We start from the raw sequence: 25539 nt of genomic DNA, 5'->3' as shown, positions 1-25539 counted from the left end.
CGTCACTTTGCTTGATGAGCTTGCGGCTGCCCCTTCGACCACCAGGTCTCCGGCAGATAGCCGGACAGGGAAGTGGCCTTGGGCCGTTCTATCCGATTCCAGCGCGCGATCCATTGCTCGGATACGTTAAACAGGGGGATTGTGTAGAAGCCCGCGACCAAGGCGCGGTCGAGCGCGCGCACCGCCGAGACGAAATCCGTATGTTCACGGGCCTCCAGCAGAGCGGCGATCATGGCATCGATCGCGGGATCCCTGGCGCCCATGTAGTTGCGGGTCCCCGAATTGTCGGCGGCAGCGCTGCCCCAATAAAAATACTGCTCGTTGCCGGGCGACAGCGACTGGTCCCAGCGGTTCTGGATCATGTCGAACTCGTAAGCGAGTCGACGCTGATCGAACTGCACGGGATCGACCGAGCGCACGGTCGACTCGATGCCGGCGCGCTTGAGGTCGCGCTGGAAGGCGAGCGCGATGCGCTCCTGGTCGCGGGTTGTGACCATGATTTCGAAGGTGAAGGGCGCCTTGGTTGCGCGGTTGCGCAGCACGGTTCCGTCGAGATCGTAGCCGGCCTCCGACAACAGTTTCAGCGCGGCGCGCAGTGTCGCGCGGTCGCGACCCGAGCCGTCGGTGACCGGCAGGCGGTAGCTGCCGTCCATGATGTCGGGCGGGATCCCGGCGGCGAAGGGTTTCAGCAGCTCACGCTCACGCGCATCCGCAGGGCGGCCGTAGGCCGATAGTTCCGAGCCGGCGAAATAGCCGGCGACGCGCGAATAGAGGCCGAAGAAATAATTGCGGTTGACCAACTCGAAATCGAACAGCAGCGTCAGCGCCTTGCGCACGCGGATGTCGGCGAAGATGGGTCGGCGGGTGTTGAACACCAGGAATTCGGAAGGCTGCGGCACCCCCGGCTTGACGGTATCGCGGATCACTTCACCGCTTCGTGCAGCGGGAAAATCATAGCCGTCGTGCCAGCGCAGCGGCTCGTGCTCGACACGAAAATCATAGAGGCCGCGCTTGAAGGCCTCGAACTGGCCGTTGGCCTCGCGAAAATAGTCGAGCCTGATCTCGTCGAAATTGTACAACCCGCGATTGATCGGCAAATCACGGCCCCAATAGTCGGGATTGCGGGTCAGCGTCACGCTGGCGCCGGGCCTCACCGCCGTGACGCGATAGGGGCCCGAGCCGATCGGGCCTGTCAGCGTCGTCTCCTCGAAGCTGGCGACGTCCACCACATGCTTTGGCAGGATTGGCATCAGGCCGAGGATCAGTGGCAACTCGCGGTCATTGGCGCCAGAGAGGTCGAAGCGGACGGTGAGGGGGTCGGGCGCCTCGGCCTTTGCGACCTTGGCGTAATATTGCCGATGATTGGGACGGCCGTGGTCGCGCAGGAGCTGCCAGGAGAACAGCACGTCTTCAGCCAGCACGGGTGTGCCGTCGGAGAAGCGGGCGCGCGGATCGAGGTGGAACGTGACAAAGGTCCTGTCGTCGTTGGTTTCGACGGTCCTGGCGAGCAGGCCATAGAGCGTGAACGGCTCGTCCTGGCCGCGCGCGAGCAGACTCTCGACCACGTAGCTCCGCACCTGCTGCACAGCCAACCCCTTCACGATGAAAGGATTGAGGCTGTCGAAGGTGCCGAGAACGCCCCACGTCATGCGTCCGCCTTTGGGCGCATCCGGATTGACGTAGGGCATGTGGGTGAAATCGGCAGGTATCGCCGGCTTGCCGTGCATGGCAATGGCATGAGCTTCCTCGGCACGCACGCCATCTGTCGACCATCCGACGGAGAGGGCCAAAACGAGGACCGCGGCGAGACGGCAAAGGCGGAGTCCGGGGCCCTCGAAGAGGCGCTGGAACATGAACATCGGCACACGTTGATTCGAGGACCGGCAGGCCTGAATCCTATCACAGGGAATTTCCCCTGGGCGCAGCTGCGGGTGTGGCCAAAGATGGCTGTCGGCATTGATCTTTTCGTCGGCCACGTTAAGAAGGCGGTCAATCGCGCAAGAGCGCCGAGTCCGTCACTTATCCGCCTCAATTGACGGGAAGAGAGCCGCGCCCAAGGCGGCCAGGTTCGGCGCTTCGGAGCGGTTCGGGCACTTCCCGTTCAGAAAGGGTTTTCCGCAATGAATTTCCGTTACTTGGCCGCGTCCGTCCGGCCGCGCGGGCGACTTCTCGCCCTGTTGACGGCGACGGCGTTGGCCGTTCCGTTTGCCGCTGAGGCCCAGGCTCCCGCACCGGCTCCCGGCGCGCCCGCGCCAAAGGCGACTCCGGCCCCGAAAGCCGCGCCGAAGGCTGCCCCCAAGGCTCCGGCGCCGGCGGCCTCACCGCAGGCCCAGCAGGCTCCGGCGCAGGGCGGCCAGCAGCAGGGCGCAGCCCAGCCGGCCGATCAGCAGATCCAACTGATCTATGCCCCCTGGACCAAGTTCTGCCTGAAGGGTCAGGACGCCAACGCCAAGCAGGTCTGCTTCACCGGCAAGGACGGTCGCATCGAGTCGGGCCAGCCGGTCATCGCCGCCGTGATCATCGAGCCCGAAGGCGAACCCAAGAAGATTCTGCGCGTGACGCTACCGCTCGGCATGCAGCTGGTGCACGGCACCCGCATCATCGTGGACAGCAACGCGCCGCTGCAGCAGCCCTATGTGATCTGCTTCCAGAACGGCTGCATGTCCGATTACGAGGCCACGCCCGAACTCATCAACAGCATGAAGAAGGGCCAGAACCTCGTTGTCCAGGCGATCAATGCCAATGGCGCGCCGCTGACTCTGCCGCTGCCGCTCGCCGGCGAATTCCAGAAGGCCTATGACGGTCCGCCGACCGACCCGAAGGTGTTCGAGGAAACCCAGAAGAAGCTTCAGGAAGAGCTTCAGAAGAAGGCCGAGGAGCAGCGCAAGAAGCTTGAGCAGCAGGGCACGCCTCCCGGCACAGCTGCGGCTGGTCAGAAGTAATCGGAACCACATCCAAACATGAAAAAGGCGCTCGGTTTGAGCGCCTTTTTTGCGGGCTGCTTGCTGGCGGCGAATTTCAGTTCAGCGACGGATTGCGCGGGCGATAGCCGCCGGCCTTGTCCTTGATGAAGATCTCGGCAACCTGTGAATGCCGGACCGGCTCGCCGGAATCGTCGGGCAACAGATTCTGCTCCGAGACATAGGCGACGTATTCCGATTCCGCGTTCTCCGCGAGTAGGTGATAGAACGGCTGGTCCTTGTGGGGCCGCACCTCCTCGGGAATCGAGAGCCACCACTCCTCGGTGTTGTTGAATTCCGGATCGATGTCGAAGATCACGCCCCGGAACGAGAAGATCCGGTGGCGCACGACCTGTCCGATCTGGAATTTGGCGGTCCGCGCTTTAATCATCCCCCGTCGATAGACCAGGATTGTGGCCGATGCTAGTGGCCTTACCGGAATTAACCTTCGCGTCAGGGGTGGATAGCCCCCAAGTCTTCAGAAAACACTTCATCAATGGTCAATATCCTCAATCTGGCCCTACCTTATTTCGGCTTGATCTTCGTCGGATTCGCCTGCGGAAAGGCCAAGTCCCTGCCGGAATCGGGCCTCGCCTGGATGAACTTCTTCCTGCTCTACGTCTCGCTGCCGGCGCTGCTGTTCGCGATCATGTCAAAGACGCCGTTTGCGGAGCTGAACAATCCGCCGTTCCTGGTGGCGACCACGCTGGCGACGGTTGCGGCGTTCACGCTTGCGCTGGCCGTCGGCAAGGGTCTCGGCCGGCTGACGCTGCGCGAGGCGACGCTTGCGGGCCTCTCCGGCGGCTACGGCAATATCGGCTATATGGGGCCGGGCCTGGCGCTCGCAGTGCTCGGGCCGAAGGCGTCGGCGCCGACTGCGCTGATCTTCTGCTGCGACAGCATCTTCCTGTTCACGATCGTGCCGCTCTTGATCGAGCTGTCCGACCGCGACCATCCCTCGCTCGTCCACGCCTTGGGCGTCGTGCTGAAGCAGATCGTGCTCAACCCGCTGATCATGTCGGCCTGTTTTGGCGCAGCGGTTGCAGCGCTGCATATCGAGCTGCCGGTTGCACTCGACCGCACCATCACCTTCCTCCAGAACGCAGCTGCGCCGACCGCGCTGTTCGTGCTCGGCGTGACCGTGGCGCTGCGCCCATTCGACCGCGTGCCCTGGGAGGTGCCGGGCGTGATCGCGGTCAAGCTCCTGATCCATCCGCTCACGGCATTCGGCCTGATGCTGGCGTTCGGTCCGTTTGCGCAGCCCTGGGCCGCGACCGCCGTACTGATGGCCTCACTGCCACCGGCACTGAATGTGTTCGTGATCGCTCGGCAGAACGATGCCTGGATCGAATCCGCCTCCGTTGCGGTGCTGCTCGGCACCTTCGCATCGGTGGTCACGCTGACCAGCGTGATGTGGGCGATCCAGAGCGGCCGGCTGGCGTTTCCGTAAGTCGGCTTACCTTCGCCACGTCGGCGTCAGGCCCTCGCGCATCGCAAAGCGACGGAGCGGGCCGATGGCACCGAGCAGGTGCATGCCAAGGGCGCGGACCGGCTGCAGCGGCAGGAAATCGTTGAGCAGGGAGCGGTTGGCCATGTCGATTGCAAAGGTCCGGCTCAAGACGTCCGGACGCCGCGCCCGGTCGTAGCGCTTGAGCACGTCGCTCGCGCCCGGATCCCGGCCTGCTGCGAGAGCCTCGCCCGCGACCCGGGCGATGTCGGCGGCATCGCGCAGGCCGAGATTGAGGCCCTGGGCACCGATCGGGGGAACCACATGGGCCGCCTCTCCGACGAGCGCGATACGGTCATGGCCGAAGGATCTTGGACGCTCGATCGCCAGTGGGAACAGGTTGCGGCCGGGCTCGACCGTCATGCGTCCCAGAATCGAATGCGACTGCTTCTCGATCGCGGCGGACAACTCCTCGTCACTCAGGCCGCGAAGCCGCTCAGCCTCCGCCGGCGCCGCGACCCAGACGATGCTGGAGCGATCGCCGGGCAGGGGCACGAACACGCAGGGACCGTGCGGCGTGTGGAACTCGGTCGAGACATTGCGATGCGGCCGTGCATGGCAGACGTTGAAGGTTAGCGCGGTTTGCGTCAGCTCGCGCCGCGTCACCGCGATGCCGGCAGCCTCGCGGCACAGCGAATGCCGACCATCGGCGCCGACCACGAGCCGGGCCGAGAGGAATTGCGCCGAGGCCGTGCGGATGGCGACGGCGTCGGATTCGATCAAGACGCTTTCCGCCTCGTCGTCGAAACGGACGAGGTGGGGGAGTTCGGCCGCGCGTTCTTCGAGCGCCAGCATCAGCGAACGATTGTCGATGTTGTAGCCGAACGCGTCGAGACCGATTTCGTGACAGGAGAAGCGGACCTCCGGGGCACGGAAAAGCCGGCCGGTGTCGTCGACGAGGCGCATTACCTCGAGCGCGGCCGCCTTGTCCTTGCAGCGCGACCAGACGCCGAGGCTCTCCAGAAGATCGACGGAGGCCCCCAACAGCGCGGTGGTGCGGTTGTCTGCATAGGGCACGCGGCGCGCCACGAGCGCGGTCCGCGCACCCGCCTGCGCCAATGCGATCGCCGCTGCAAGTCCTGCCGGTCCGCCGCCGATCACGGCGGCGTCATGGAGTGTCGATGCGTCTGTCATGGAAGGACAATTGACACGCTCCGCGGCAAATTCAAGCCCGCTGATTTTGCCTGATTTTATGACGAATTGCGCAAGGGCGCGCCGCAATGGCGGATGTGCAAATCGGTCTCATTCTGGTAGCAGAAGCCATGGACAGCCAAGAGGATTCCCTGAAGCCCAGCCCCGCGATCCGCGCCGCGGCGTTCTCGGTGCACATCTTCACCGCGTTCGGTGCGGCGATCGCGCTGTTGGCGATGCTGGAGGCCGTGCGCGAGCACTGGGCAGCGATGTTTCAGTGGCTGGGCGTTGCTCTGATGATCGACGCGATCGACGGTCCGATCGCGCGCCGGCTCGACGTCAAGAAGGTGCAGCCGAACTGGTCGGGCGACGTGCTCGATCTCGTGGTCGACTTCGTCACCTATGTCTTCGTGCCGGCTTACGCGATCGTCGCCAGCGGGCTGTTGCTGCCGGTCGCAGCTCCCTTGCTCGGCGTCGCCATCATCGTCACCAGCGCATTATATTTCGCCGATCTGCGCATGAAGGCGGACGACAATCATTTCCGCGGCTTCCCGGCACTGTGGAATGCGGCGGCGTTCTATTTGTTCCTGCTGCACTGGCCGCCGCTCTGGTCGACGTTGCTGGTCGCCGTGCTCGTGGTGCTGACCTTCGTGCCGTTTCACGTGCTGCATCCGGTGCGCGTCGTGCGGCTGCGCTGGCTGACGATGTCGTTGATTGCTATCTGGGCGCTGCTCGGCCTCTACGTGCTGCAGATGGATTTCCGCGTCGGCACCGGTGTGACAATCGTGCTTTGTGCCATCGCGCTCTGGATCAGCTTCAGCGATGCCCTGATACGACTGGTAAGATCCTTCGCATGATCGATCTGCTCACCAGTCCCGAAGCCTGGGCCGCGCTGCTGACATTGACGGCGCTCGAGATCGTGCTCGGCATCGACAACGTCATCTTCCTGTCGGTGATCGTCTCGCGCATTCCGGAGACGCAGGCGCATCGCGCCCGCCAGATCGGGCTGGCGCTGGCGCTGCTGTTCCGCATCATCCTGCTCAGCCTCCTGGTCTGGCTGATCGGCCTGACCGCGCCGGTGTTCGCCGTCAAGGGTTACGCCTTCTCTTGGCGCGATCTCATCCTGATCGCCGGCGGCCTGTTCCTGATCGCCAAGGCGACGCACGAGATTCACGGCGAGGTCGAAGCCGATGACCGCGAGGGCGACGAGAGGTCCGCCGGCAACGCCTTCTTCTGGGTGATCGTCCAGATCGTGATCATCGATATCGTGTTCTCGCTGGACTCGATCATCACCGCGATCGGCATGGCGCAGGACATCGAGATCATGATCGCGGCCGTCGTGATCGCCTGCGTGATCATGTACATTTCGTCGGGGCCGGTGTCGCGATTCGTCGCGGAGCATCCGACCACCAAGATGCTGGCGCTCGCGTTCCTGGTGCTGATCGGCGTCGCGCTGGTCGCGGACGGATTCCAATTCCACATTCCGCGTGGCTACATCTATTTCGCGATTGCGTTCTCGGCGGCGGTCGAATTCTTCAACGTGCTGGCCAAGCGCAACCGCAGGAAAGCCGGCACGCCGTCCGTCTAGCCGTTCCTAACTGGGTCGAGTTGACAAGGCGGGCGCGATGCCGTTCGCTGAGCCGCGAGAAGAGGAGGTCAGGTGATGACCAAAGCCGTCCGTGTGCACAAGGTCGGAGGCCCCGAGGCCCTGGTCTATGAGAGCGTCGACGTGCCGGCGCCCGGGCCCGGCGAGGTGCGCATCCGCCAGCACGCGGTCGGCCTGAACTTCATCGACGTCTATTACCGTACCGGCCTCTACAAGGCGCCGGGATTGCCCTTCATCGCCGGCAACGAGGCCTCGGGCGAGGTCGTCGCGGTGGGACCGGGCGTCACCAATTTCCATCCCGGTGACCGCGTGGCCTATTATCACAATCTCGGTGCCTATACCGGCGAGCGCAACATCCCCTGGGAGAAGCTGGTCAAGCTGCCCGACCACATCACCCACGAGCAGGGCGCCGTGCTGATGCTGAAGGGGCTCACGGTCTGGTATCTCTTGCATAAGACCTTCAAGGTCGAGCCGCATCATCGCGTGCTGATCCACGCTGCCGCCGGCGGCATCGGCTTGCTTGCCTGTCAATGGGCGAGGGCGCTCGGGGCCCACGTCATCGGCACGGTGGGTTCGCGCGAGAAGGCCGAGCTTGCGGAGGCCAATGGCTGCGACCACGTCATCCTCTACAACGAGGAAGACTTCGTCGCGCGCGTCAAGCAGATCAGCCGCAACGAGGGTTGCGACGTGGTCTATGACGGCGTCGGCAAAGCGACCTTCCCGGGCTCGCTGTCCTGCCTGAAGCCCCGCGGCATGTTCGTCTCGTTCGGCAATGCCTCCGGTCCCGTGCCGCCGTTCTCGATCGCCGAGCTCAACAATCACGGCTCGCTGTTTGCGACGCGGCCGAAGCTCAACGACTATGTCGGCAAGCGCTCGGAATTGCTGGAAGGCGCCGACACGCTGTTCGCCGCCGTCATTAATGGCAAGCTGCACGTGCCGATCAACCACGCCTACGCGCTCAAGGACGCCGCGAAGGCGCATATCGAGCTGGAAAGCCGCAGGACGACGGGCGCGTCGATCTTAAAGCCGTAGGTTCTTCCGTCGTCACCCGCTCCGGTGTCTCGGACAAGCTGCAGCGCGCAAGCGCTGCGCGGCGTAGAGCCGGGACCCAAATGCGCACCGTGCAGAGAGATGGGGCCCCGGCTCTGCAGCGCACCGCCGAAGGGGCGCTGCGCTGCGTCCGGGGCACGAGACGCGTCTTACGCCACCCGCCGTGCCGCGCCGGCCTTGGTCAGAATCCCGTCGAGACAATCGATCATCTCGGCGATCTCGGCCCGCGTGACGTTCAGCGCCGGCATGAAGCGCAGCGTGTCGACCTGCGGCGCGTTCAGGAGCACGCCGGCCTCGAACGCCTGCGCGACGATCCCAGGCGCGATCGGCAGCTTGAGGTCGAGCGCCAGCAGCAAGCCTCGGCCCCGCACGCCGCCAAGCCCATGCCGGGCGGAGACTTTCTGCAGCTCGCTTTCGAGCAGCAGACCGGTCTCGGTGACCGACTTCAAAAAGTCCGGCTTGCTGACCGCTTCCAGCACCGCAAGCCCCGCCGCGCACATGATCGGGTTGCCATTGAACGTGCCGCCCTGATCGCCATGCGCGAAGCAGGAGGCGCGTTCGGTCGCAAGCAGGGCGGCGAGCGGCACGCCGCCGCCGATACCTTTGCCGAGCGTCATGATGTCGGGTGAAATCCCGGTGTGCTCGTAGTGGAAGAGTTTTCCGGTCCGGCCCATGCCGGTCTGAATCTCGTCGAAGATCAGCAGAAGGCCGTGCGACTCGGTGAGCGCGCGCAGCTCTTGCAGGAACCGATCGCTCGCCGGCCACACGCCGGATTCGCCCTGGATCGGCTCGAGCATCACAGCGACGGTGTTGTCGTTGATCAGCTTCTCGACCGAGGCAATGTCGTTGAGCTTGGCCTTCTTGAAGCCAGCGACTTTTGGCTCGAACAGCGGCTCGAACGCCTTCTTGCCCGAGGCCGACATCGTCGCCAGCGTCCTTCCGTGGAAGCTGCCTTCGAAGCTGACGATCTCGAACGCGCCGCCCTTGTGGAGGCTGCCGTATTTGCGCGCCAGCTTGATGGCGCCCTCGTTGGCTTCCGCGCCTGAATTGGCGAAGAACACCTGGTCGAAAGCGCTGCCTTCGACCAGAGCCTGGGCGAGCTTGAGGCTCGGCTCGTTGTAGAAGGCCGGGCTGGGCGTCAGCAGCCGCTTGGCCTGCGCGGCGAGCGCATCGGCGATCGCGGGCGGCGCATGGCCAAGGCAGTTCACGGCCCAGCCCTGCACGAAATCGAGATAGCGCTTGCGGCTGTCGTCCCAGAGGTAGGAGCCGGCGCCGCGGACGAACACGGCCTTGGGTCGTGCCGTGATGTCCATCAGCGCGTCATACGGATGGGTGGCGGTGGTCATGTCGAACTCCTCTGGAGGCGGATGGAAAAGACGCGCGAAAAACAAGAAGGCCGCACTTTGCGGGTGCGGCCTTCTCGAAAACTCTGCTGAATTCAGGCGATCAGCGGCGTCGTCGGACATGGCGCAACCCATCATCGTCGCGGGTGCGACGACGGAAAGCTGCGCGGCGGTGGGTCCGAGAGTTGATCATGGGGCGCGTCCCTACAGCCGAACGGGAGGGCTTGTCAAGCGGACGTTTTAGAAAGCACGCGCCTGGCGTGTGTCAGTCAGGTACGAAGCGCGGCTTCCTCGGTGTCTGCGCCGGATGCAGGTCAAGTTTTGACGAGCCGTCAGAATCCCGCGACGCTGCCGTGCAGATCGTATGCGTCGGCGCGCTCGATCTTGGCGGTGACGATCTCGCCGACGCGCAAGGGGCGGCGGCTGGAGAGATAGACGGCACCGTCGATCTCGGGCGCATCCGCCTTGGAGCGGCCCTTTGCCACCGTCGGGCCGACCTCGTCGATGATGATCTGCTGGCGTGTGCCGACCTTGCGCTTCAGCCGCCGTGCCGAGATCTTCTGTTGGCGGGCCATCAGCGCATTGTAGCGCTCCTGCTTAATCTCTTCCGGGACCGGGTTCTCGATCGCATTCGACGTGGCGCCCGCGACCGGCTCGTATTTGAAGCAGCCGACGCGGTCGATCTCCGCTTCATCCAGCCAGTCGAGCAGATAGGCGAAATTGGAATCAGTCTCGCCGGGGAAGCCGACGATGAAGGTGGAGCGCAAGGCGAGATCGGGACATTCCTCACGCCAGCGCTTGATGCGCGCCAGGGTCTTGTCCTGCGCGGCCGGGCGCTTCATCGTCTTCAGCACCTCGGGGCTCGCATGCTGGAACGGGATGTCGAGATAGGGCAGCACCTTGCCCTCGTTCATCAGCGCGATGACCTCATCGACATGCGGGTAGGGGTAGACATATTGCAGCCGGACCCAGGCTCCGAGCTCGCCGAGCTCGCGCGCGAGATCGAGGAATTTGGCACGGACCTGGCGATCCTTCCACGGGCTCTCGGCGTATTTGAGATCGATGCCGTAAGCGGACGTGTCCTGCGAGATCACCAGCAGCTCCTTGACGCCGGCGCCGACCAGGCGCTCGGCCTCGCGCAGCACGTCATTGGCAGGGCGCGAGACGAGGTCGCCGCGCAGCTTCGGGATGATGCAGAAGGTGCAGCGATTGTTGCAGCCTTCCGAAATCTTCAAATAGGCGTAGTGGCGCGGGGTCAGCTTGATGCCCTGCGGCGGCACCAGGTCGAGATGCGGATTATGGGCCGGCGGCAGCGCGCGATGCACGGCGTCGAGCACGCTCTCATATTGCTGCGGGCCGGTGATGGAGAGCACGCCCGGATAGGCCTGCTCGATCTGCTCGGGTTCCGCGCCCATGCAGCCTGTTACGATCACCTTGCCGTTCTCGGCCATGGCCTCGCCGATCGCCGAGAGCGATTCCTGCTTGGCGCTGTCAAGGAAGCCGCAGGTGTTGACGATGACGATGTCCGCCCCGTCATGCTTGCGGGCGAGCTCGTAGCCCTCGGCGCGCAGGCGCGTGATGATGCGCTCGGAATCCACCAATGCCTTGGGACACCCTAGGCTGGTAAAAGAAATGCGCGGCGCTCTTTCCATGAAGCTCGGATCGGGTTTGTTGGGATCAAGCGCTTCAAGTAATTGATGCTATAGCAAAATTCAACCGCCGGACGTCTCCCGGCGATTAGAAAGTTCCTTGTGCTATGAGATGCGCATGATCCAAACACGCAGCTGGATAGCGACGAGCGGCGGTCCTCACCTGCTGATTGCCGATGAACAGCTCTCGCATTGGCGGGGTCTTGAGGGATGGCACGATCATACAGCTGACCAGAGCGACTATGCCCGCGCGTGCAGAGTAACGACGTGGTTGGGGTCAATTGCCTGCCACCATGGCAAAGCCGTTGTGTTGTCTGGTGATGCCGGCGACATCGCATGGTACTCCAACGATCATGCCGACGGCGGTTTTCTCGTTCAATGGATTGGCGTTGATGATGAACGACTCATCGAACCTGCATTGCGCACCCCACAATTGCGTGACCTTTTGGAAGGCTCAGCCGCTGAGCAACTTGAATGGGAGACAGGTGCGTCCGGCAAGATGTGGCTGATTGATGCAGCAGATCGAGGCTGTGATCTGAGCGGCAACCATCAAGCTCTCGCGTTGCTGCCAGGCAGCTATCTCGCGAAGGCTGCGTATTACCGTTCTTCCGGGCTGTCGATGGTCGTTCGGGAAGTCTGCCGGTCTCGCTGAAGTTCGAGAACAGGCGCTGCTCGGGCGCACCCGAGTGACACGAAGCTGACCTTGGGCGCAGCCGTCTGATCCATATCTGAACTGCCTGATTGACGGCCTGAGCTAGTCCCAATTGCCCACAATTACAACCCTTTGCAGGGCGTTCCGGCGTGCTATGGATGAATCACCTGCCGTGAGTGAGCTATGAGCGCCGAACAGTCGCCCAAAATCGTGATCGTCGACGAAAGCCCGATCCGGGCTGCGATCCTGGAGGAAGGATTGCGGGAGGCCGGCTTTACGCAGGTCGTCCATATCCGCGAGATGCAGAGCCTGCTTGCCCGTATTTATGCGGTCGACCCCGACATCATCCTGATCGATCTGGAGAACCCCAGCCGCGACGTGCTGGAGGCGATGTTCCAGGTGAGCCGCGCCGTGAAGCGGCCGATCGCGATGTTCGTCGACCAGAGCGATTCCGCCTCGATCCAGGCCTCGGTCGAGGCGGGGGTGTCCGCCTACATCGTCGACGGGCTGAAGAAGGAGCGCATCAAGCCGATCCTCGACCTCTGCGTGTCGCGTTTCAACGCCTTCGCCAAGCTCCAGGAGGAGCTGGAACGCACCAAATCGCAGCTCGAGGACCGCAAGATCATCGAACGCGCCAAGGGCATCCTGATGAAGGTGAAGGGCCTCACCGAAGACGAAGCCTATGTGCTGCTGCGCTCCACCGCGATGCGCGAGAAGAAGAAAATCGGCGAGATCGCGCAGTCGATCATCACCGCGTCGGAGATGCTGAAATGACCGCGCCCCTTCGCATCGGGTTCATTCCGCTGGTTGATGCCGCCGCCCTGATCGTCGCCGTCGACAAGGGCTTTGCCGCTGCCGAAGGGCTCGAGGTCGAGCTGGTGCGCGAGGTGTCCTGGTCCAACGTCCGCGACAAGCTCAATATCGGCCTGTTCGACGCTGCGCATCTGCTCGCGCCGGTCGCGATCGCGTCCTCGCTCGGGCTCGGCCACGTCAAGGTGCCGATCGCCGCGCCCTTCAATCTCGGCATCAACGGCAACGCGATCACGGTGTCGCCGGCGCTCCACGCCGCGCTGATGGAGGAGATCGACGGCGACCGCTTCGATCCGCTTGTCACCGCCAAGGCGCTGGCGCGAGTGGTCGCCAAACGCCGCAAGGCCGGCGCCGATCCGCTCACCTTCGGCATGACATTCCCGTTCTCGACCCACAATTACCAATTGCGGTTCTGGATGGCGGCGGCCGGCGTCGATCCTGATGAGGACGTGCGCCTCGTCGTGCTGCCGCCGCCCTACATGGTCGACAGTCTCAAGAGCGGGCACGTCGACGCATTCTGCGTCGGTGCGCCCTGGAACTCGATCGCGGTCGATCTCGGCATCGGCCATATCCTGCATTTCGTTTCCGACATTCTGGTGCGGGCGGCGGAGAAGGTCCTCGCCGTCCGCCAGGTCTGGGCCGACAAGCATCCCGACCTGGTCGCCAGCCTCGTGCGGGCGGCGGTGAACGCGGCCGAGTTCATCGAGCATCCGGAAAACCGGATCGAAGCGGCGCGGATTCTGGCGCAACCGGAGCGGATCGGCGTCGATGCCGAAGTCATCCAGCGCACCCTCACAGGACGTCTGAAGATTTCGCCGGACGGGACGTTCCGCGAGAGCGGCCGCTACCTGCTGGTCGGGCGCGAGGAGGCTGGGCGTCCCGATCCGGTCCAGGCCGCCTGGCTCTATGCGCAGATGGTACGTTGGGGGCAGGCGGCGTTGAGCCCGGACGGCGCCAAGACGGCGATGGCGGTGTTCAGGCCCGACCTTTACGATGCCGCCCTCGGCCGCCGCCAGCCCGACGAAGCCCCGGCGGCATTTGGGGCCTTTGCCGGGCCGGCATTCGATGCTGACAACATCCTGCAACATCTAGAGGCCTTCAACGTGGGGCGTTGGAAGGCCTGATCGTCTCTGCATAATTTTCAGGCAGTCCAGCTCATCGACTATATTTTGAGCTGACTGCTCGAATTTCATGAGGTGATCCGCGACCGGAATGTTCCGGAGCTGCTGCTAAGTGATTGAATTCTCCATGTTTCTTATTTCGTCGAAGCTGGCACGCAACTTGAATGTTGCACTGCGGCCAGCTTGTCACAGGTGCCTGCTGAGCCGAAACCCGCAGCAACGAAGCTGATCGGACCGTTGGGTAACGAGGCCGGCTCTTGGAGCCAGCCGAGATACCTCGCGGGTCGTGCCAATTTCCGTCGATACCACCTCGGTGGCCGCAGGAGCTTCGTTACCGACCATGAAAATCGATACGCTCGCAGTCGACTTTACCGACGAGCAGAAACGCTATCTCGAAGGCTTCACGACCGGTCTGCAGATCAGCCGCGTCGGTCGCGGTCTCGGCGGCGGCGCCGCCAAGGCGAGCGCCGAGCCCACCGGTCCCGATGCCGTGCACATCAAGGCGCAGGACAAGGTGATCGCGTCGGGCAAGAAGCTTGCCGACCAGGAGAAGTTCAAGCGCGAGGAACATCCTTTCGATGCCTATCCGCGCCTACGTCAGCAGGCGCTCGACAACGCGCCGCCGAGCCCGGCGGACAATTTCCGCTGGCGCTATTACGGCATCTTCTATGTCGCGCCGACGCAGGATTCCTACATGAGCCGTTTGCGGATTCCTAACGGCATCATGAAGCACTGGCAGCTGTCCGGCCTTGCCGATCTCGCCGACGAACTCTGCGGCCCTTACAGCCACGTCACCACGCGCGCGAATCTCCAGCTCCGCGAGATTCCGCCGAAGAACGCGGTGAAGCTGATCGAGGGCATCCAGGACCTCGGCCTGTGCTCGCGCGGCTCCGGCGCCGACAACATCCGCAACGTGACGGGAACGCCGACGGCGGGAATCGATCCGCAGGAGCTGATCGACACGCGGCCCTATGCGCGCGAGTGGCACTATCACATCCTCAATGACCGCTCGCTCTACGGCTTGCCGCGCAAGTTCAACGTTGCCTTCGATGGTGCCGGCAGGATCGCGGTACTCGAGGAGACCAACGACATCGCATTCACCGCGTACGAGGTGAAAGACGGTTTCGGCGTCGAGCCCGGAGTCTGGTTCCGTCTCGGTCTCGGCGGCATCACCGGCCACAAGGATTTCGCCAAATATTCCGGCATCATCGTCAAGCCGGAGCAGGCGACCGCGGTCGCCGACGCGATCGTGCGCGTGTTCATCGACCACGGTGACCGCACCAACCGCAACAAGGCGCGTCTGAAATACGTGCTCGACAGCATGGGCCATGACGGCTTCCTCAAGCTGGTCGAGGAGCGATTGAAGACGCCGTTCACGCGCGTGCCCGAAGAGGCCTTTGCGCCTCGGCCGGCCGCGGACCGCATGGCGCATGTCGGCGTGCACAAGCAGAAGCAGGACGGTCTCAACTGGATCGGCGTATCGCTGACGCTCGGCAAGCTCACCTGCGATCAGATGCGCGGCCTTGCCAAGATCGCACGGGATCTCGGCGACGGCGAGATCCGCCTCACGGTCTGGCAGAACCTGCTGATCTCGGGCGTGCGCAACGAGAATGTCGAGCTTGCCATCGCGGCGATCAAGCAGATCGGGCTCGCGGTCGAGGCCTCGCATATCCGCGCCGGCCTGATCGCCTGCACCGGCAATGCGGGCTGCCGCTTCGCCGCGGCGAACACCAAGCGCCATGCCGAGGAGATCGGTGACTGGTGCGAGCCGCGCGTTCCGATGGACAAGCCGGTCAACATCCATGTCACCGGCTGCCACCATTCCTGCGCCCAGCACTACATCAGCGACATCGGTCTGATCGGGGCGCGCGTGCCTGTCAACGAGGAGGACACGGTCGAGGGCTATCACCTCTTCACCGGCGGCGGGTTCGGCCCTGACGCGGAGGTCGGGCAGGAGGTCTATCACGACCTCAAGGCCGAAGATGCGCCGAAGACGGTCGAAGGACTGCTCAAGGCCTATATCGCCCATCGTTCGTCTCCCGATGAAACCTTCCTGTCCTTTGCGCGCCGCCATGACGGCGAAACACTGCGCAAGCTCGCCGATGCACAGGTGTCCGCATGAACCAGATCACGCCTCCGCCGAAACTCGACATCATTCCCGCCAGCGCACCGTTCTCCGATGCGCAGCGTTCCTGGCTGAACGGCTTCTTTGCCGGCCTGTTGTCGCCTGACGCCGCCGCGCCGCTGTCGGCAGAGCAGGGCGCCGCCGTCATGCAAGGCGCCGCCGGTGACGGCGACGACGGCGAAGCGCCGTGGCACGACCAGACCATGCCGATTGCCGAGCGGATGAAGCTCGCCGAGGGCCGTCCCCTGCGCCGCAAGATGATGGCGGCGATGGCGCAGCAGGATTGCGGCCAGTGCGGCTACAATTGCCACGATTATTCGGAAGCCATCGCGAGCCGCAGCGAAGCACGGCTCAACCTCTGCGTTCCCGGCGGCAAGGAAACCGCGCGAATGCTGAAGTCGCTGTACGAGGAGCTCGACAAGGCACCGGCGGCCAAAGCGGCGGACAAGCCGGACACGGCCGCGCCAGCCGTGACCGTGACCATCGCAGAGCCGGGCCGCTCGCGCGACAACCCCGTGCCCGCGACTTTCCTGTCGCGCCGTCTTCTCAACAAGGGAAAGTCGGAAAAGGAGACCTACCACATCGAGTTCGATCTCTCCGAGAGCAGGCTCGACTACGTCGTCGGCGACTCCTTTGGTGTGTTCGCACGCAACGATGTCGGCCTCGTCGACCAGATCATCGCGCTGCTCGGCGCCTCCCACACCACCAAAGTCAACGGCAAGACGTTGCGCGAGGTGCTGATCGAGGATGCCTCGCTGTCGCCGGCGCCGGACACGCTGTTCGAACTGATCTCCTTCATCACCGGCGGCGCGGCGCGCGAGAAGGCGCGGGCGCTGGCGCAGGGGGAGGATCCCGATGGCGATGCGGCGACGCTCGACGTCATGGCCGCGCTCCAGAAGTTTTCGGGCACGCGGCCGCATCCGGAGGCCTTCGTCGAGGCGCTGGAGCCGCTTCAGCCGCGGCTCTATTCGATCTCGTCCTCGCACAACGCGACGCCCGGAAAGCTGTCGCTGACGGTCGATTCGGTGCGCTACGTTGTCGGCAAGCGCAAGCGCCTCGGCGTCGCCTCGACCTTCCTCGGCGAGCGTATCAACGAGGGCGAGAAGCTCAATGTCTATGTGCAGAAGGCACACGCCTTCGGCCTGCCACAGGACCCGAAGACGCCGATCATCATGGTCGGCCCCGGCACCGGCATCGCGCCGTTCCGCGCCTTCCTGCTCGACCGCAAGGCTACCGGCGCGCCCGGCAAGAACTGGCTGTTCTTCGGACACCAGCGCAGCGATTGCGACTTCTTCTACCAGGAGGAACTCAACGCAATGAAGACCTCGGGTCTGCTCACGCGCCTGTCGCTGGCCTGGTCGCGCGACGGTGAGAAGAAGTTTTATGTGCAGGACCGCATGCGCGAGGTCGGCCGTGAGGTCTGGACGTGGCTTGCCGAAGGTGCGCATTTCTATATCTGCGGCGATGCCAAGCGCATGGCCAAGGACGTCGAGCGCGCGCTGGTCGACATCGTCGCCCAGTTCGGCGCACGTTCGACCGACGAAGCCGTCAGTTTCGTCGCCGAGCTCAAGAAGACCGGCCGCTTCCAGGCTGACGTTTATTAAAACGCCAGAACATCGGGATGAGTCGTCCGATTGATCGGACGGCCTTCCCAGGGTTTGGCCTGGCCGTCATCTTTGCCATCCGAGCCGGTTCCGGCTGCCTCGGAATTTAACGAATGAGATTCTTGGAACCTGCGCTTGCGGAGAATATGTATCCGCAATGGGCCTCCTATGAAGAAGCTCATCGCTTTTTCTGCCGGCGTCTTGCCGGCACCCCGGGTTGATCCTCCATAATCCCACAAATGGGGCGTTGGAGATCGACCATGCGCGAACTATCGGCGGAAGCCAGGCTGCACTTCTACGCGCGTTCGCTCTCGCGTCGGACCAGGACGAGCATGCATCATGTCGCGCTCTATAGCGCGTTTGCCGTCATCGCGGCGATCGTGTTCGGCACGTTGTCGGTGCATCCGTTCTGATCACGCCCCGCGCTTGAACGGCGCGACCTCGATCCCCGCATTGTTCAGCGCCTGACGCACACCGCGCGCGATCTCGACTGCGCCAGGCGTATCGCCGTGGATGCAGACCGTATCCGTGCGCATCTTGATCACCTTGCCGGTAACCGAGACCACCGCGCCATCCTGCACCATGCGCACGACGCGATCGGCGATCGCCGTGGCATCGTGCAGCACCGCGCCGGGTTTCTTGCGCGAAACGAGATTGCCGTCGTCCTCATAGGCGCGGTCGGCGAACACCTCGTGCACCATCGGCAGATTGGCCGCTTCGCCGGCCTTCACCAGCTTCGAGTTCGCGAGCACGACGAAGATCAGGCTGGGATCGACCGCCTTGATGCCGGCGGCGATCGCCTTCGCCGTCATGTCGTCCTCGCAGGCGACGTTGGAAAGCGCGCCATGCGCCTTCACATGGGTCACCTTGTACCCGGCTGCGGTCGCGATCGCCTGCAACGCGCCGATCTGGTAGGCGACGAGGTTCTCGATTTCGGATGCTTTCAGCCCCGCGATCGGATGCCGGCCAAAGCCGTGCAGATCGCGATAGCCGGGATGCGCGCCGACCGAGACCCCGCGCGCTTTCGCGAGCTCCACCGTCCGGCGCATGATGTCAGGGTCGCCGGCGTGGAAGCCGCAGGCGACGTTGACCGAGCTTGCCAGCTCGATCATCGCCGCGTCATTGCCCATCTCCCACGCGCCAAAACCTTCGCCGAGGTCGCAATTGAGATCGACTGTCTTCATGGGGTGCACTCCGCCTCTGGTCTTGTTGCCGTTCACGGTTCCGCGGCGACCTGCCACGTCCCGGCATCGACGGCGCTCACGGCATAGCCCGCAACATTAGCATCGCTGAGCGCCTCGATGTTGAGCGAGATGGTGTCGGCAGAGCGCAGGCGATCGGGCAGGCTGCGGATCAGTTGCGCGAACTTGCGCGCCTCGTCCTGCGCCTCGGCCATGCTGACCGCCTTGAAACGGAACGCGGTTCCCGCCGAAGTCTGCGCGAGCCGGCCGATATCGGCCGTGATGACGGTTGCGATCTTCGGATAACCGCCGGAGGTGCCGCGATCCATCATCAGCACGATTGGTGCGCCGTTGCCGGGCACTTGGATGCTGCCATTGACCGTGCCATCGGAGACGATGTTGTGGCCGTGCAGATGCTTGATGGCGGGGCCCTCGAGACGGTAGCCCATCCGGTCGGAGGTCGCCGAGATCTTCCACTCGCTGTCCAGAAACAGCGTCTTGTTGACGTCGTCGAATTCATCGTCCTGCGGGCCCATCAGAACACGGATCGGGCCGCTCACGGGCTTCGGCAACTCGATCCGCAGCTCGCTCGCGCCGCTCGCGGCATCAACGTTGAATTCGTCGCCGGCCTGGAGCGGGCGCGGGTAGGGGCTGCCGAGGCCCGCGCGCGCATTCACGGCGAGGCTGCCGAACACCGGCTCGCCCTTGATGGCGCCCTCGATCGCGAGATAGGTGAAGGCGCTGCCGCGGGCAAAGCCCAGCGTCAGAGTCTCGCCATCCTTCAAGGTCACCGATGTGTCCATGGCGATCGGATTTCCGGCGACGTCCGCATTGCGCGGCGCGCCCGATATCGCGACGCGCACGGCGCCATCACGTGCGGTGAAAGAGGCGCCGAACGGGCCGATCTCGACGGCGGCCGCAAACGGCCCGTTGCCGACAAGCGTGTTCGCCGCAGCAAGCGACAGCCGGTCCATCGCCCCGCTCACCGTCAGTCCATAGCGCTGCGCGCCGTGGCGGCCGCCATCCTGAACGGAGCTTGCGGGCCCGATGCTGGTGACGACGAGCCGGCTCATGCGACCACCTGGTCGGCGACGATTTCGCCGGCTTCAGCAGCGCGGTCCAGTTCCTCGAACGACTTGTGGTCGATGGCGTAAAACGTCACGCGATCACCGGGTTCGGTGAGGAAGGTCGGATTGCGGTGGAGCTGATAGGTCCGCACCGGCGTGCGGCCCAGAAGGTGCCAGCCGCTCGGGGCGGCCAGGCATTGGATTCCGGCCTGGACGCCGCCGATCGAGATCGTGCCGGCGGGCGTCAGCACGCGCGGATTCTGTCGCCGCGACATGTGGAGAAATTTATCGAGCCCGCTGAGATAGGACCAGCCCGGCGTAAAGCCGATCATGGCGACCTTGTAGTCGCCGGCGACGTGACGGGCGACGATGTCGTCGGGGGTGGTGTTGAGGGCCTTGGCGACATCCTCGAGGTCGATGCCGTGCTCGCCGCCATAGGCGACGGGAATGCGCCAGCGGCGAGCCTTGGTTGCCGGCGGCAGCTTCTGGCTCGCGAGCGCGAGCAGCTTCTCGCCGAGCGCGTCGAAACCGATCTTGCCGGGATCGTAGTGCACCAGCAGCGAGCGATAGGTCGGTACGGCCTCAGTGATTCCGTCGATCGGGTTTGCTGCAAGCGCCTTGTCGAGCGCCAGCACGCGCTGGTTGGCATCATCGTCGATGGTGCGGCTGAACTCGACCGTGACGGCGCTGTCGCCACTGGGCAGAAGGCGGGGCGGGGGAAGCGTCGAGGCCATGAGCTGTCGAAATCGGACTTCTGAAGAATGCGGTCCCCAGCGTTCGAGTTCCGCTTCGTCCTGCTTCGCGTAAATGCGCCCGCAAGTCCAATAAATTAATGCAAGGGGAAGCGATAAAGCCTTGTTATCGCATCGCATAATAGCCCGGCGGCCCTGCGTTATTGCTAGCCTCTTGGCCCTTGACGCAAGGGCTGCGGCTCGCAAGATGCGCGCGTTCTTTCCCGCCCATCCGGAGCTCGTCTGTTTCCATGTCGCTGTCCCCCGAAGCCCGCAAGACCCTCGCCGGCATCACCACCGCCACCATCACCACGGTCCTGCTGAAGAAGGGCCTGCGCAATGTGTGGATGCGCGGCGCGCGTCCGTTGCGCCCGGGCCTGCCGCGCCTGGTGGGCCCGGCCTTCACCCTGCGCTTCGTGCCCGCACGCGAGGATCTGGCGACGCCGGAATCCTGGTCATCGCCGATCTCGACCCGCACCGCGATCGAGGCAATGCCCGAAGGCTGCATCGCCGTGGTCGATGCCATGGGCATTACCGATGCCGGCATCTTCGGCGACATCCTCTGCGCCCGCATGGTCAAGCGCGGCGTGACCGCGCTCGTCACCGACGGCGTGGTGCGTGACGTCGAGGGCGTGCTTGGCACCAATCTTCCGGTCTGGTGCGACGGCTATGCCGCGCCGCCGTCGGTTGCGGGCCTCACCTTTGTCGGCTGGGGCGAGCCGATCGGCTGCGGCGGTGTCGCGGTGTTTCCCAACGACATCGTGGTCGCCGACCAGGACGGTTGCGTGCTGATCCCGCAGGCGATGCTCGATCACGTGCTCAACGAGGGCGTCGAGCAGGAGCGGATGGAAGCCTGGATCGTCAACGAGGTGAACAACGGCGCCGTGCTGCCTGGCCTCTATCCCATGAACGCCGAGACCAAGGCGCGCTACGCCGCTAGCAAGAAGTAACCGGGAGGAGCGAGGTAATCCCCATGGAGATCACTGTTGCAGGCACGCGGCCGACCCGCCGTGCGCCCAAGGAAAACTTCACCGGCACCGTGTGGCAGGATCCGGTCATCATGGCGCCCGCGCCGGCACGGTTGAACTGCTCGCGCGTCGCGTTCGAGCCGGGCGCGCGCACCAACTGGCACCATCATCCGCTCGGCCAGACGCTCTACGTCATCTCCGGCGTTGGGCGCGTGCAGTCCAAGGGCGGCCCGATCCGCGAGATCCGCCCGGGCGACACCGTCTGGATTCCGCCGGGCGAATTGCACTGGCACGGAGCATCGCCGACCAACGGCATGTGCCACATCGCCATGCAGGAAGCGCTCGACGGCGTCTATTCGACCTGGCTGGAGCCGGTCACCGACGCCGAATATGGGGCAGCGGTCGGCTAAGACGCTCGCGTGCGGGACAAGGTGCATCGCCCCAGGGCGGTGCATCGCCGATCCCGGGACGCAGAAATTTGGGACTACGCGAGCGCTGGGTCCCGACTCTGCGCAGAAACGCCGTCAGCGCGTTTACGGGCGTCTTCGCTGCTTGTCCCCGCGGCACCATCACATTCTTTCCGCCGTCCACGTCCCCGTGCACATGGCACCACGCCAGGTGCCGGAGCCGGAGGTGCCGTTGAGCCGGCCAAAACCGACGGCGCGCTTGATGCCGGTGCTCAGCATGACGTTGATGTTGCCGGCATCGGCGACGCGGCCCGACGCCGTCACCGCGGCGCTGCTCGATGCAATCTGCCCATTGTTGATTCCGATCGAGACGGTCGCGCCGTCGCCGCAGGCCTGGATCGAGGAGGCGATGCGGACATTCCATGCACCGTCGAAGGTGGAGCCCGCAGCATCGGCCTGCGCCAGCGGGAAGGCGATAGCGACAATGGTGGCGAAGAGAGCCTTGCGAAAGCCGTTCATGACACGCCCCTGTGGTTGACCGTTCGGGGATCGTGACATGGACCCGGAACCGGCGATGTGAGGGCTGTCACATGCGCAGGAGGTTGTGTGAGTTTGCGCACCTCGCAACCGAAGGGCGCGTAAAAACAAAGGGACCCGCCTCGGGCCCCCTTGCATTGGTCAATCAGCCCGATCTCAGTTCACCCGCGTCCAGGTCTGGCCGCCGCAGAACATGCCGCCGAAGGCGCAGCCCTGCACGCGCAAGCGGTCGGTGCCCTTCATCGCGATCGTCGAGTCGTAGGTCGAGCCGGAATTGGGGTCGAGGATGCGGCCTGACCATTTCTGATCTTTGCCGGGCTTCATGTTGATCAGGACCTGCTCGCCGTTCTGGTTCGATTTCGAATCGACCGAATAGCCGCAGAGATTGGTGCCGCATTGCTCGATGCGGACCTTGCCTTCCTTCTCCTCCGTGAGCCAAACGCCGAGCGGCGAATTCAGATCGCGCGTGGGCGCGGCTGCCGGAGGAGGCGTGGCTGCAGCCGCCTGAACGGGAGCGGGGGCAGGCGCCGGCGCGGGTGGCGGAGGCGGCGCCGGTGGTGCGGCAGCCACGGTCGGGGCGGGCGGTGGCGTCACAGCGGGCGCCGCCTGCTGCTCGACGGGAGCAGGGGCCGGAGGCGGCGCAGGCGGCGGCGCCACGGCCGTGTCGGCAGGCGTGTTGTTGGCGGTGGCCGGTGGCGGAGCGGGTGGTTGCGGCGCTGCGGGCGGCGTTGCTGCGGCGGCGGGTGCAGGCGCCTGCACGGCTGCGGGCGGCGCGGCGGCGGGAGCGGGGGCCGGTGCCGGAGCAGCAGCCGGCGCTTGCGGATCCACCGTGGCCTGCTGCGGCGCCTGCTCGTTCTTCTTGACCTTCTTGGCCTTGCCCTGGCCGGTGTTGTCGTACACGCCGGGGATCTGCACCGTGCCGCGGTCGGGATCGATGCGGATGGTGCGCCCGCCATATTCGAAGGTGTATTGTGCCTGAGCAGCCGTGCTCGCCAACAGGAATGCGGCCGTAGCCAACAGCTTCCTCATTTCGCATCTCCTGAACAGATGGTCCCCGGACCGACGCTTACACGCCGGCTCGACCGCGAAAAGTGATCTAGATCACTGTTCTCGGTATGAGTCGCCTTCCCCTCGATCCTGGTTCAATAAGATCGAAGTCGGTCCAGAGTTGGACGGGGATGCGCCGCGCCTCTGGACCGGTCACAGCATGGACATGTACAACCGTTGTGGTTGAATGATCCGAAAGCACACGCTCATGTCACAGCTACGATTTGGCGCAATCATTCTGACTGCCGTCTATTGCCTTGCTGCGACGCCGGCACAAGCAGCCGGGCTCCGGTTTCTCGAAGTGCCCGCGGATGCCGCCGGGCCCGCGCTCAAGGGCATGGTGTGGACTCCATGCGCCGCCCAGCTATCCGAAATCGCCTTGGGCGGTGGTATCACCCTGGCAGGCGTGAAGGACTGTCCGGTAGCGGGCAATCGACTGCCGCTGATCGTTTTCTCGCACGGGCGGCGCGGCTCGTTTTTGAGCCACAACGCGATACTGCTGCGATACTGGCGGATGCCGGCTTCGTAGTCGCCGCGATCAACCATCCGGGTGACACCGCAAGGGACAGTAGCCGGACCGATGAGTTTTCCGTGCTGGTTGAGCGTCCCCGCGACATGAAGCGGCTCACAGATTTCATGCTTCGTACCTGGACGGAGGCTGCGGTCCTGGACTCCAAGCGGATTGGCCTGTTCGGATTCTCGCGGGGCGCCTATACCGGTCTCGTCGTGATTGGCGGCAACCCCGATTTCGGCGCGCTTGCTCCGCTCTGCGAGAAGGAGCGGGGGGCGACGCCGAAATGCCAGGACGTTCGCGATGGCCGCGCGCCAACCGAGCCGGCCGTGCATGATCCCCGCATCCAAAGCGGCTATCTTGGCGGATCCGCCACTTTTCGAAGGCCTCTTTAATCGCGAGCGGCTAGCCGACGTGAATATCCCAATTCTCTTGTGGCGTTCGGCGCTCGGAGGCGATGGCGTCGTGCCTGATACCATTGATGCGCTGGAACAGCTGCTTCCGAAACGCCCCGACTACCGGATCGTGCCGAACTCGGCGCATTTCTCCTTTATCGCGCCATGTCCACCCAAGTTGACCGAGGCCGCTCCGATCCTGTGCACCGATCCTCCTGGCTTCCGATCGGAAGGCGTTCCACGACGCCTTCAACAGCGCGGCCGCGACCTTTTTCCGCACGCATTTGGAGTGACGGAAGACGGATACGACCAGGCGTCGCGATAGTCGCTAGTCGAACCAAGCGTTGTAGATTTTCCTGTAGCTGCCGTCTTCCATGGAAATATGCAGCCATTGGTCGACGAAGGCCTTCAGCGCCATGTCGCGCTGCAGCCAATAGGCCTTCTCCGAAAAATCGAACGGCTTTTCAGGGTGCACCGCGCAGAGCACGCCGGCATGCTGCTTCTGCTGGTATCGCGTCTCGGAGGCGTCGGTCATCATCAGATCGGCGTTGCCCTTGGCGATCTCGTCGAAGATCACGGTGTTGTCGGCGAAGACAGTGATCTCGGCATCCTTGATGTTGGCGCGCGCGAAGCGTTCGTTGGTGCCGCCGGGATTGACGATGATTCGGGTGCCCTTCTTGTCGATGTCGGCGATGCTCTGGTACTTGGCCGTGTCGGCGCAGCGCGCGATCGGCGTCTTGCCCTCGCGCATGATCGGCGTGGAGAAGAAGCCTTTCTTCTGCCGGTCGAGCGTGACGGAGACGCCGCCCATGGCGATATCGAACTGGTCGGCCTCGAAATCCTTCATCAGCTTCGGCCAGGCCGTCGGCACGAATTCGACCTTGACGCCGAGCGCGTTGCCAAGGGCCTGCGCCATGTCGACGTCGAAGCCGCTGAATTGCTGCGTGGTCTTGTCCAGATAGGTGAAGGGCTTGTAGTCGCCGGTCATGCCGACGCGCAAGGTGCCGCGCTTGACTATCTCGTCGAGGCGCGAGGGCGCCTGCTGCGCATGCGCCGAGACATTCACCAGCAACGCCACGGCCAAAGCTGCCCAGATTCGAACGATCATCTCTTTTCCACCCGTGCCCGAACTGTCAT

The 25539-nt window shown here is 64.3% G+C and carries 28 protein-coding genes; 17 read left to right on the top strand and 11 right to left on the bottom strand.

All coding sequences use genetic code 11. The features are described 5' to 3' along the window. Positions 1–2: 2 nt before the first annotated feature. Positions 3–1853: an extracellular solute-binding protein gene (locus tag IVA98_RS04865; protein ID WP_247336226.1), complete on the bottom strand. Its 1851-nt coding sequence runs from the start codon at positions 1851–1853 to the stop codon at positions 3–5. Here IVA98_RS04865 and IVA98_RS04860 point away from each other — a divergent pair. Continuing rightward, entirely contained in the window at positions 1737–2036 is a 300-nt protein-coding gene (locus tag IVA98_RS04860; RefSeq protein WP_247295422.1) for a hypothetical protein, read from the top strand. The two genes, IVA98_RS04865 and IVA98_RS04860, sit on opposite strands and share 117 nt — an antisense overlap. Positions 2037–2120: 84 nt before the next feature. Then, positions 2121–2942, top strand: a complete 822-nt coding sequence (locus IVA98_RS04855) for an invasion associated locus B family protein (protein ID WP_247295120.1) — start codon at positions 2121–2123, stop codon at positions 2940–2942. Positions 2943–3018: 76 nt separating this feature from the next. On the opposite strand, the gene hspQ is transcribed toward IVA98_RS04855, so the two are convergent. Beyond that, positions 3019–3351 (bottom strand): heat shock protein HspQ, encoded by a 333-nt coding sequence (gene hspQ / locus IVA98_RS04850; protein ID WP_008564941.1) that lies wholly within the window; start codon positions 3349–3351, stop codon positions 3019–3021. Positions 3352–3456: 105 nt separating this feature from the next. On the opposite strand from hspQ, the gene IVA98_RS04845 reads away from it, so the two are divergent. Beyond that, positions 3457–4410, top strand: coding sequence for an AEC family transporter (locus IVA98_RS04845; RefSeq protein ID WP_247295118.1), 954 nt, complete (start codon positions 3457–3459; stop codon positions 4408–4410). A 6-nt stretch (positions 4411–4416) separates the two neighbouring features. Here IVA98_RS04845 and IVA98_RS04840 read toward each other — a convergent pair whose 3' ends face one another. Further along, positions 4417–5601, bottom strand: coding sequence for a UbiH/UbiF family hydroxylase (locus IVA98_RS04840; RefSeq protein WP_247295116.1), 1185 nt, complete (start codon positions 5599–5601; stop codon positions 4417–4419). 86 nt (positions 5602–5687) lie between these two features. Between IVA98_RS04840 and pcsA the strand changes: the two genes are divergently transcribed. The 3 genes from pcsA (at position 5688) to IVA98_RS04825 (ending at position 8236) form a co-directional block, all read left to right on the top strand. Further along, a complete protein-coding gene (gene pcsA / locus IVA98_RS04835; RefSeq protein ID WP_247295115.1) occupies positions 5688–6455 on the top strand; it encodes a phosphatidylcholine synthase in 768 nt (255 codons plus the stop codon). Beyond that, positions 6452–7186 (top strand): TerC family protein, encoded by a 735-nt coding sequence (locus tag IVA98_RS04830; RefSeq protein WP_247295112.1) that lies wholly within the window; start codon positions 6452–6454, stop codon positions 7184–7186. The genes pcsA and IVA98_RS04830 overlap by 4 nt, the downstream gene beginning before the upstream one ends. Before the next feature lie 75 nt (positions 7187–7261). After that, a complete protein-coding gene (locus tag IVA98_RS04825) occupies positions 7262–8236 on the top strand; it encodes a quinone oxidoreductase family protein (RefSeq protein ID WP_247275650.1) in 975 nt (324 codons plus the stop codon). Between the two features lie 167 nt (positions 8237–8403). Here the strand turns inward: IVA98_RS04825 and IVA98_RS04820 are convergent, their stop codons facing one another. Then, positions 8404–9600 carry an acetylornithine transaminase gene (locus IVA98_RS04820; protein WP_247295110.1) on the bottom strand — a complete coding sequence of 399 codons (1197 nt, stop codon included), beginning with the start codon at positions 9598–9600 and terminating at the stop codon, positions 8404–8406. Between the two features lie 329 nt (positions 9601–9929). Further along, entirely contained in the window at positions 9930–11249 is a 1320-nt protein-coding gene (rimO, locus tag IVA98_RS04815) for a 30S ribosomal protein S12 methylthiotransferase RimO (RefSeq protein WP_247295108.1), read from the bottom strand. A gap of 115 nt (positions 11250–11364) precedes the next feature. Here rimO and IVA98_RS04810 point away from each other — a divergent pair, with 115 nt between their 5' ends. The 6 genes from IVA98_RS04810 (at position 11365) to IVA98_RS04785 (ending at position 17971) form a co-directional block, all read left to right on the top strand. Beyond that, the gene (locus IVA98_RS04810; protein ID WP_247354345.1) at positions 11365–11898 is read left to right on the top strand and encodes an Imm21 family immunity protein; all 534 of its coding nucleotides are present in this window, start codon (positions 11365–11367) and stop codon (positions 11896–11898) included. A 183-nt stretch (positions 11899–12081) separates the two neighbouring features. Then, the gene (locus tag IVA98_RS04805; RefSeq protein ID WP_008564898.1) at positions 12082–12672 is read left to right on the top strand and encodes an ANTAR domain-containing response regulator; all 591 of its coding nucleotides are present in this window, start codon (positions 12082–12084) and stop codon (positions 12670–12672) included. Next, positions 12669–13832 (top strand): CmpA/NrtA family ABC transporter substrate-binding protein, encoded by a 1164-nt coding sequence (locus IVA98_RS04800; protein WP_247295104.1) that lies wholly within the window; start codon positions 12669–12671, stop codon positions 13830–13832. The genes IVA98_RS04805 and IVA98_RS04800 overlap by 4 nt, the downstream gene beginning before the upstream one ends. 337 nt (positions 13833–14169) lie before the next feature. Beyond that, the gene (locus IVA98_RS04795; RefSeq protein ID WP_247295102.1) at positions 14170–15951 is read left to right on the top strand and encodes a NirA family protein; all 1782 of its coding nucleotides are present in this window, start codon (positions 14170–14172) and stop codon (positions 15949–15951) included. Continuing rightward, a complete protein-coding gene (locus IVA98_RS04790) occupies positions 15948–17558 on the top strand; it encodes a sulfite reductase subunit alpha (protein ID WP_247336211.1) in 1611 nt (536 codons plus the stop codon). The genes IVA98_RS04795 and IVA98_RS04790 overlap by 4 nt, the downstream gene beginning before the upstream one ends. A gap of 260 nt (positions 17559–17818) precedes the next feature. Continuing rightward, positions 17819–17971: a hypothetical protein gene (locus IVA98_RS04785; RefSeq protein WP_247295099.1), complete on the top strand. Its 153-nt coding sequence runs from the start codon at positions 17819–17821 to the stop codon at positions 17969–17971. On the opposite strand, the gene IVA98_RS04780 is transcribed toward IVA98_RS04785, so the two are convergent. From IVA98_RS04780 to pxpB, 3 genes are read right to left on the bottom strand one after another with little or no spacing between them, the layout of a single operon-like run. Continuing rightward, positions 17972–18742, bottom strand: a complete 771-nt coding sequence (locus IVA98_RS04780) for a LamB/YcsF family protein (protein ID WP_247295097.1) — start codon at positions 18740–18742, stop codon at positions 17972–17974. 32 nt (positions 18743–18774) lie between these two features. Then, positions 18775–19812, bottom strand: a complete 1038-nt coding sequence (locus IVA98_RS04775; RefSeq protein WP_247354344.1) for a 5-oxoprolinase subunit C family protein — start codon at positions 19810–19812, stop codon at positions 18775–18777. Next, complete coding sequence (pxpB, locus tag IVA98_RS04770) at positions 19809–20540, bottom strand: 5-oxoprolinase subunit PxpB (protein WP_247295093.1); 732 nt, start codon at positions 20538–20540, stop codon at positions 19809–19811. The genes IVA98_RS04775 and pxpB overlap by 4 nt, the downstream gene beginning before the upstream one ends. 248 nt (positions 20541–20788) lie before the next feature. Here pxpB and IVA98_RS04765 point away from each other — a divergent pair, with 248 nt between their 5' ends. Together IVA98_RS04765 and IVA98_RS04760 are read left to right on the top strand one after the other, a co-directional pair. Beyond that, positions 20789–21487: a ribonuclease activity regulator RraA gene (locus IVA98_RS04765; protein ID WP_036012452.1), complete on the top strand. Its 699-nt coding sequence runs from the start codon at positions 20789–20791 to the stop codon at positions 21485–21487. Positions 21488–21510: 23 nt separating this feature from the next. Continuing rightward, entirely contained in the window at positions 21511–21915 is a 405-nt protein-coding gene (locus tag IVA98_RS04760; protein ID WP_027573427.1) for a (R)-mandelonitrile lyase, read from the top strand. Between the two features lie 159 nt (positions 21916–22074). On the opposite strand, the gene IVA98_RS04755 is transcribed toward IVA98_RS04760, so the two are convergent. Both IVA98_RS04755 and IVA98_RS04750 read right to left on the bottom strand, forming a co-directional pair. After that, on the bottom strand, positions 22075–22431 hold the full coding sequence (locus IVA98_RS04755; protein ID WP_247295090.1) for a hypothetical protein: 357 nt from the start codon (positions 22429–22431) through the stop codon (positions 22075–22077). Between the two features lie 174 nt (positions 22432–22605). After that, entirely contained in the window at positions 22606–23478 is an 873-nt protein-coding gene (locus tag IVA98_RS04750) for a DUF2147 domain-containing protein (protein WP_247336203.1), read from the bottom strand. A gap of 226 nt (positions 23479–23704) precedes the next feature. Here IVA98_RS04750 and IVA98_RS37145 point away from each other — a divergent pair, with 226 nt between their 5' ends. The 3 genes from IVA98_RS37145 (at position 23705) to IVA98_RS37135 (ending at position 24727) form a co-directional block, all read left to right on the top strand. After that, entirely contained in the window at positions 23705–24025 is a 321-nt protein-coding gene (locus IVA98_RS37145; RefSeq protein ID WP_346657682.1) for an alpha/beta hydrolase, read from the top strand. 62 nt (positions 24026–24087) lie between these two features. Further along, positions 24088–24402 carry an alpha/beta hydrolase gene (locus tag IVA98_RS37140; protein WP_346657681.1) on the top strand — a complete coding sequence of 105 codons (315 nt, stop codon included), beginning with the start codon at positions 24088–24090 and terminating at the stop codon, positions 24400–24402. Continuing rightward, on the top strand, positions 24368–24727 hold the full coding sequence (locus tag IVA98_RS37135; protein WP_346657680.1) for an alpha/beta hydrolase: 360 nt from the start codon (positions 24368–24370) through the stop codon (positions 24725–24727). The genes IVA98_RS37140 and IVA98_RS37135 overlap by 35 nt, the downstream gene beginning before the upstream one ends. A gap of 3 nt (positions 24728–24730) precedes the next feature. On the opposite strand, the gene IVA98_RS04740 is transcribed toward IVA98_RS37135, so the two are convergent. Beyond that, positions 24731–25510, bottom strand: a complete 780-nt coding sequence (locus IVA98_RS04740) for a transporter substrate-binding domain-containing protein (protein ID WP_247295084.1) — start codon at positions 25508–25510, stop codon at positions 24731–24733. Positions 25511–25539: the final 29 nt, after the last annotated feature.

The organism is Bradyrhizobium sp. 160 (assembly GCF_023073735.1).
Classification (GTDB): domain Bacteria; phylum Pseudomonadota; class Alphaproteobacteria; order Rhizobiales; family Xanthobacteraceae; genus Bradyrhizobium.
This window is presented reverse-complemented; position numbering and strand designations above follow the sequence as displayed.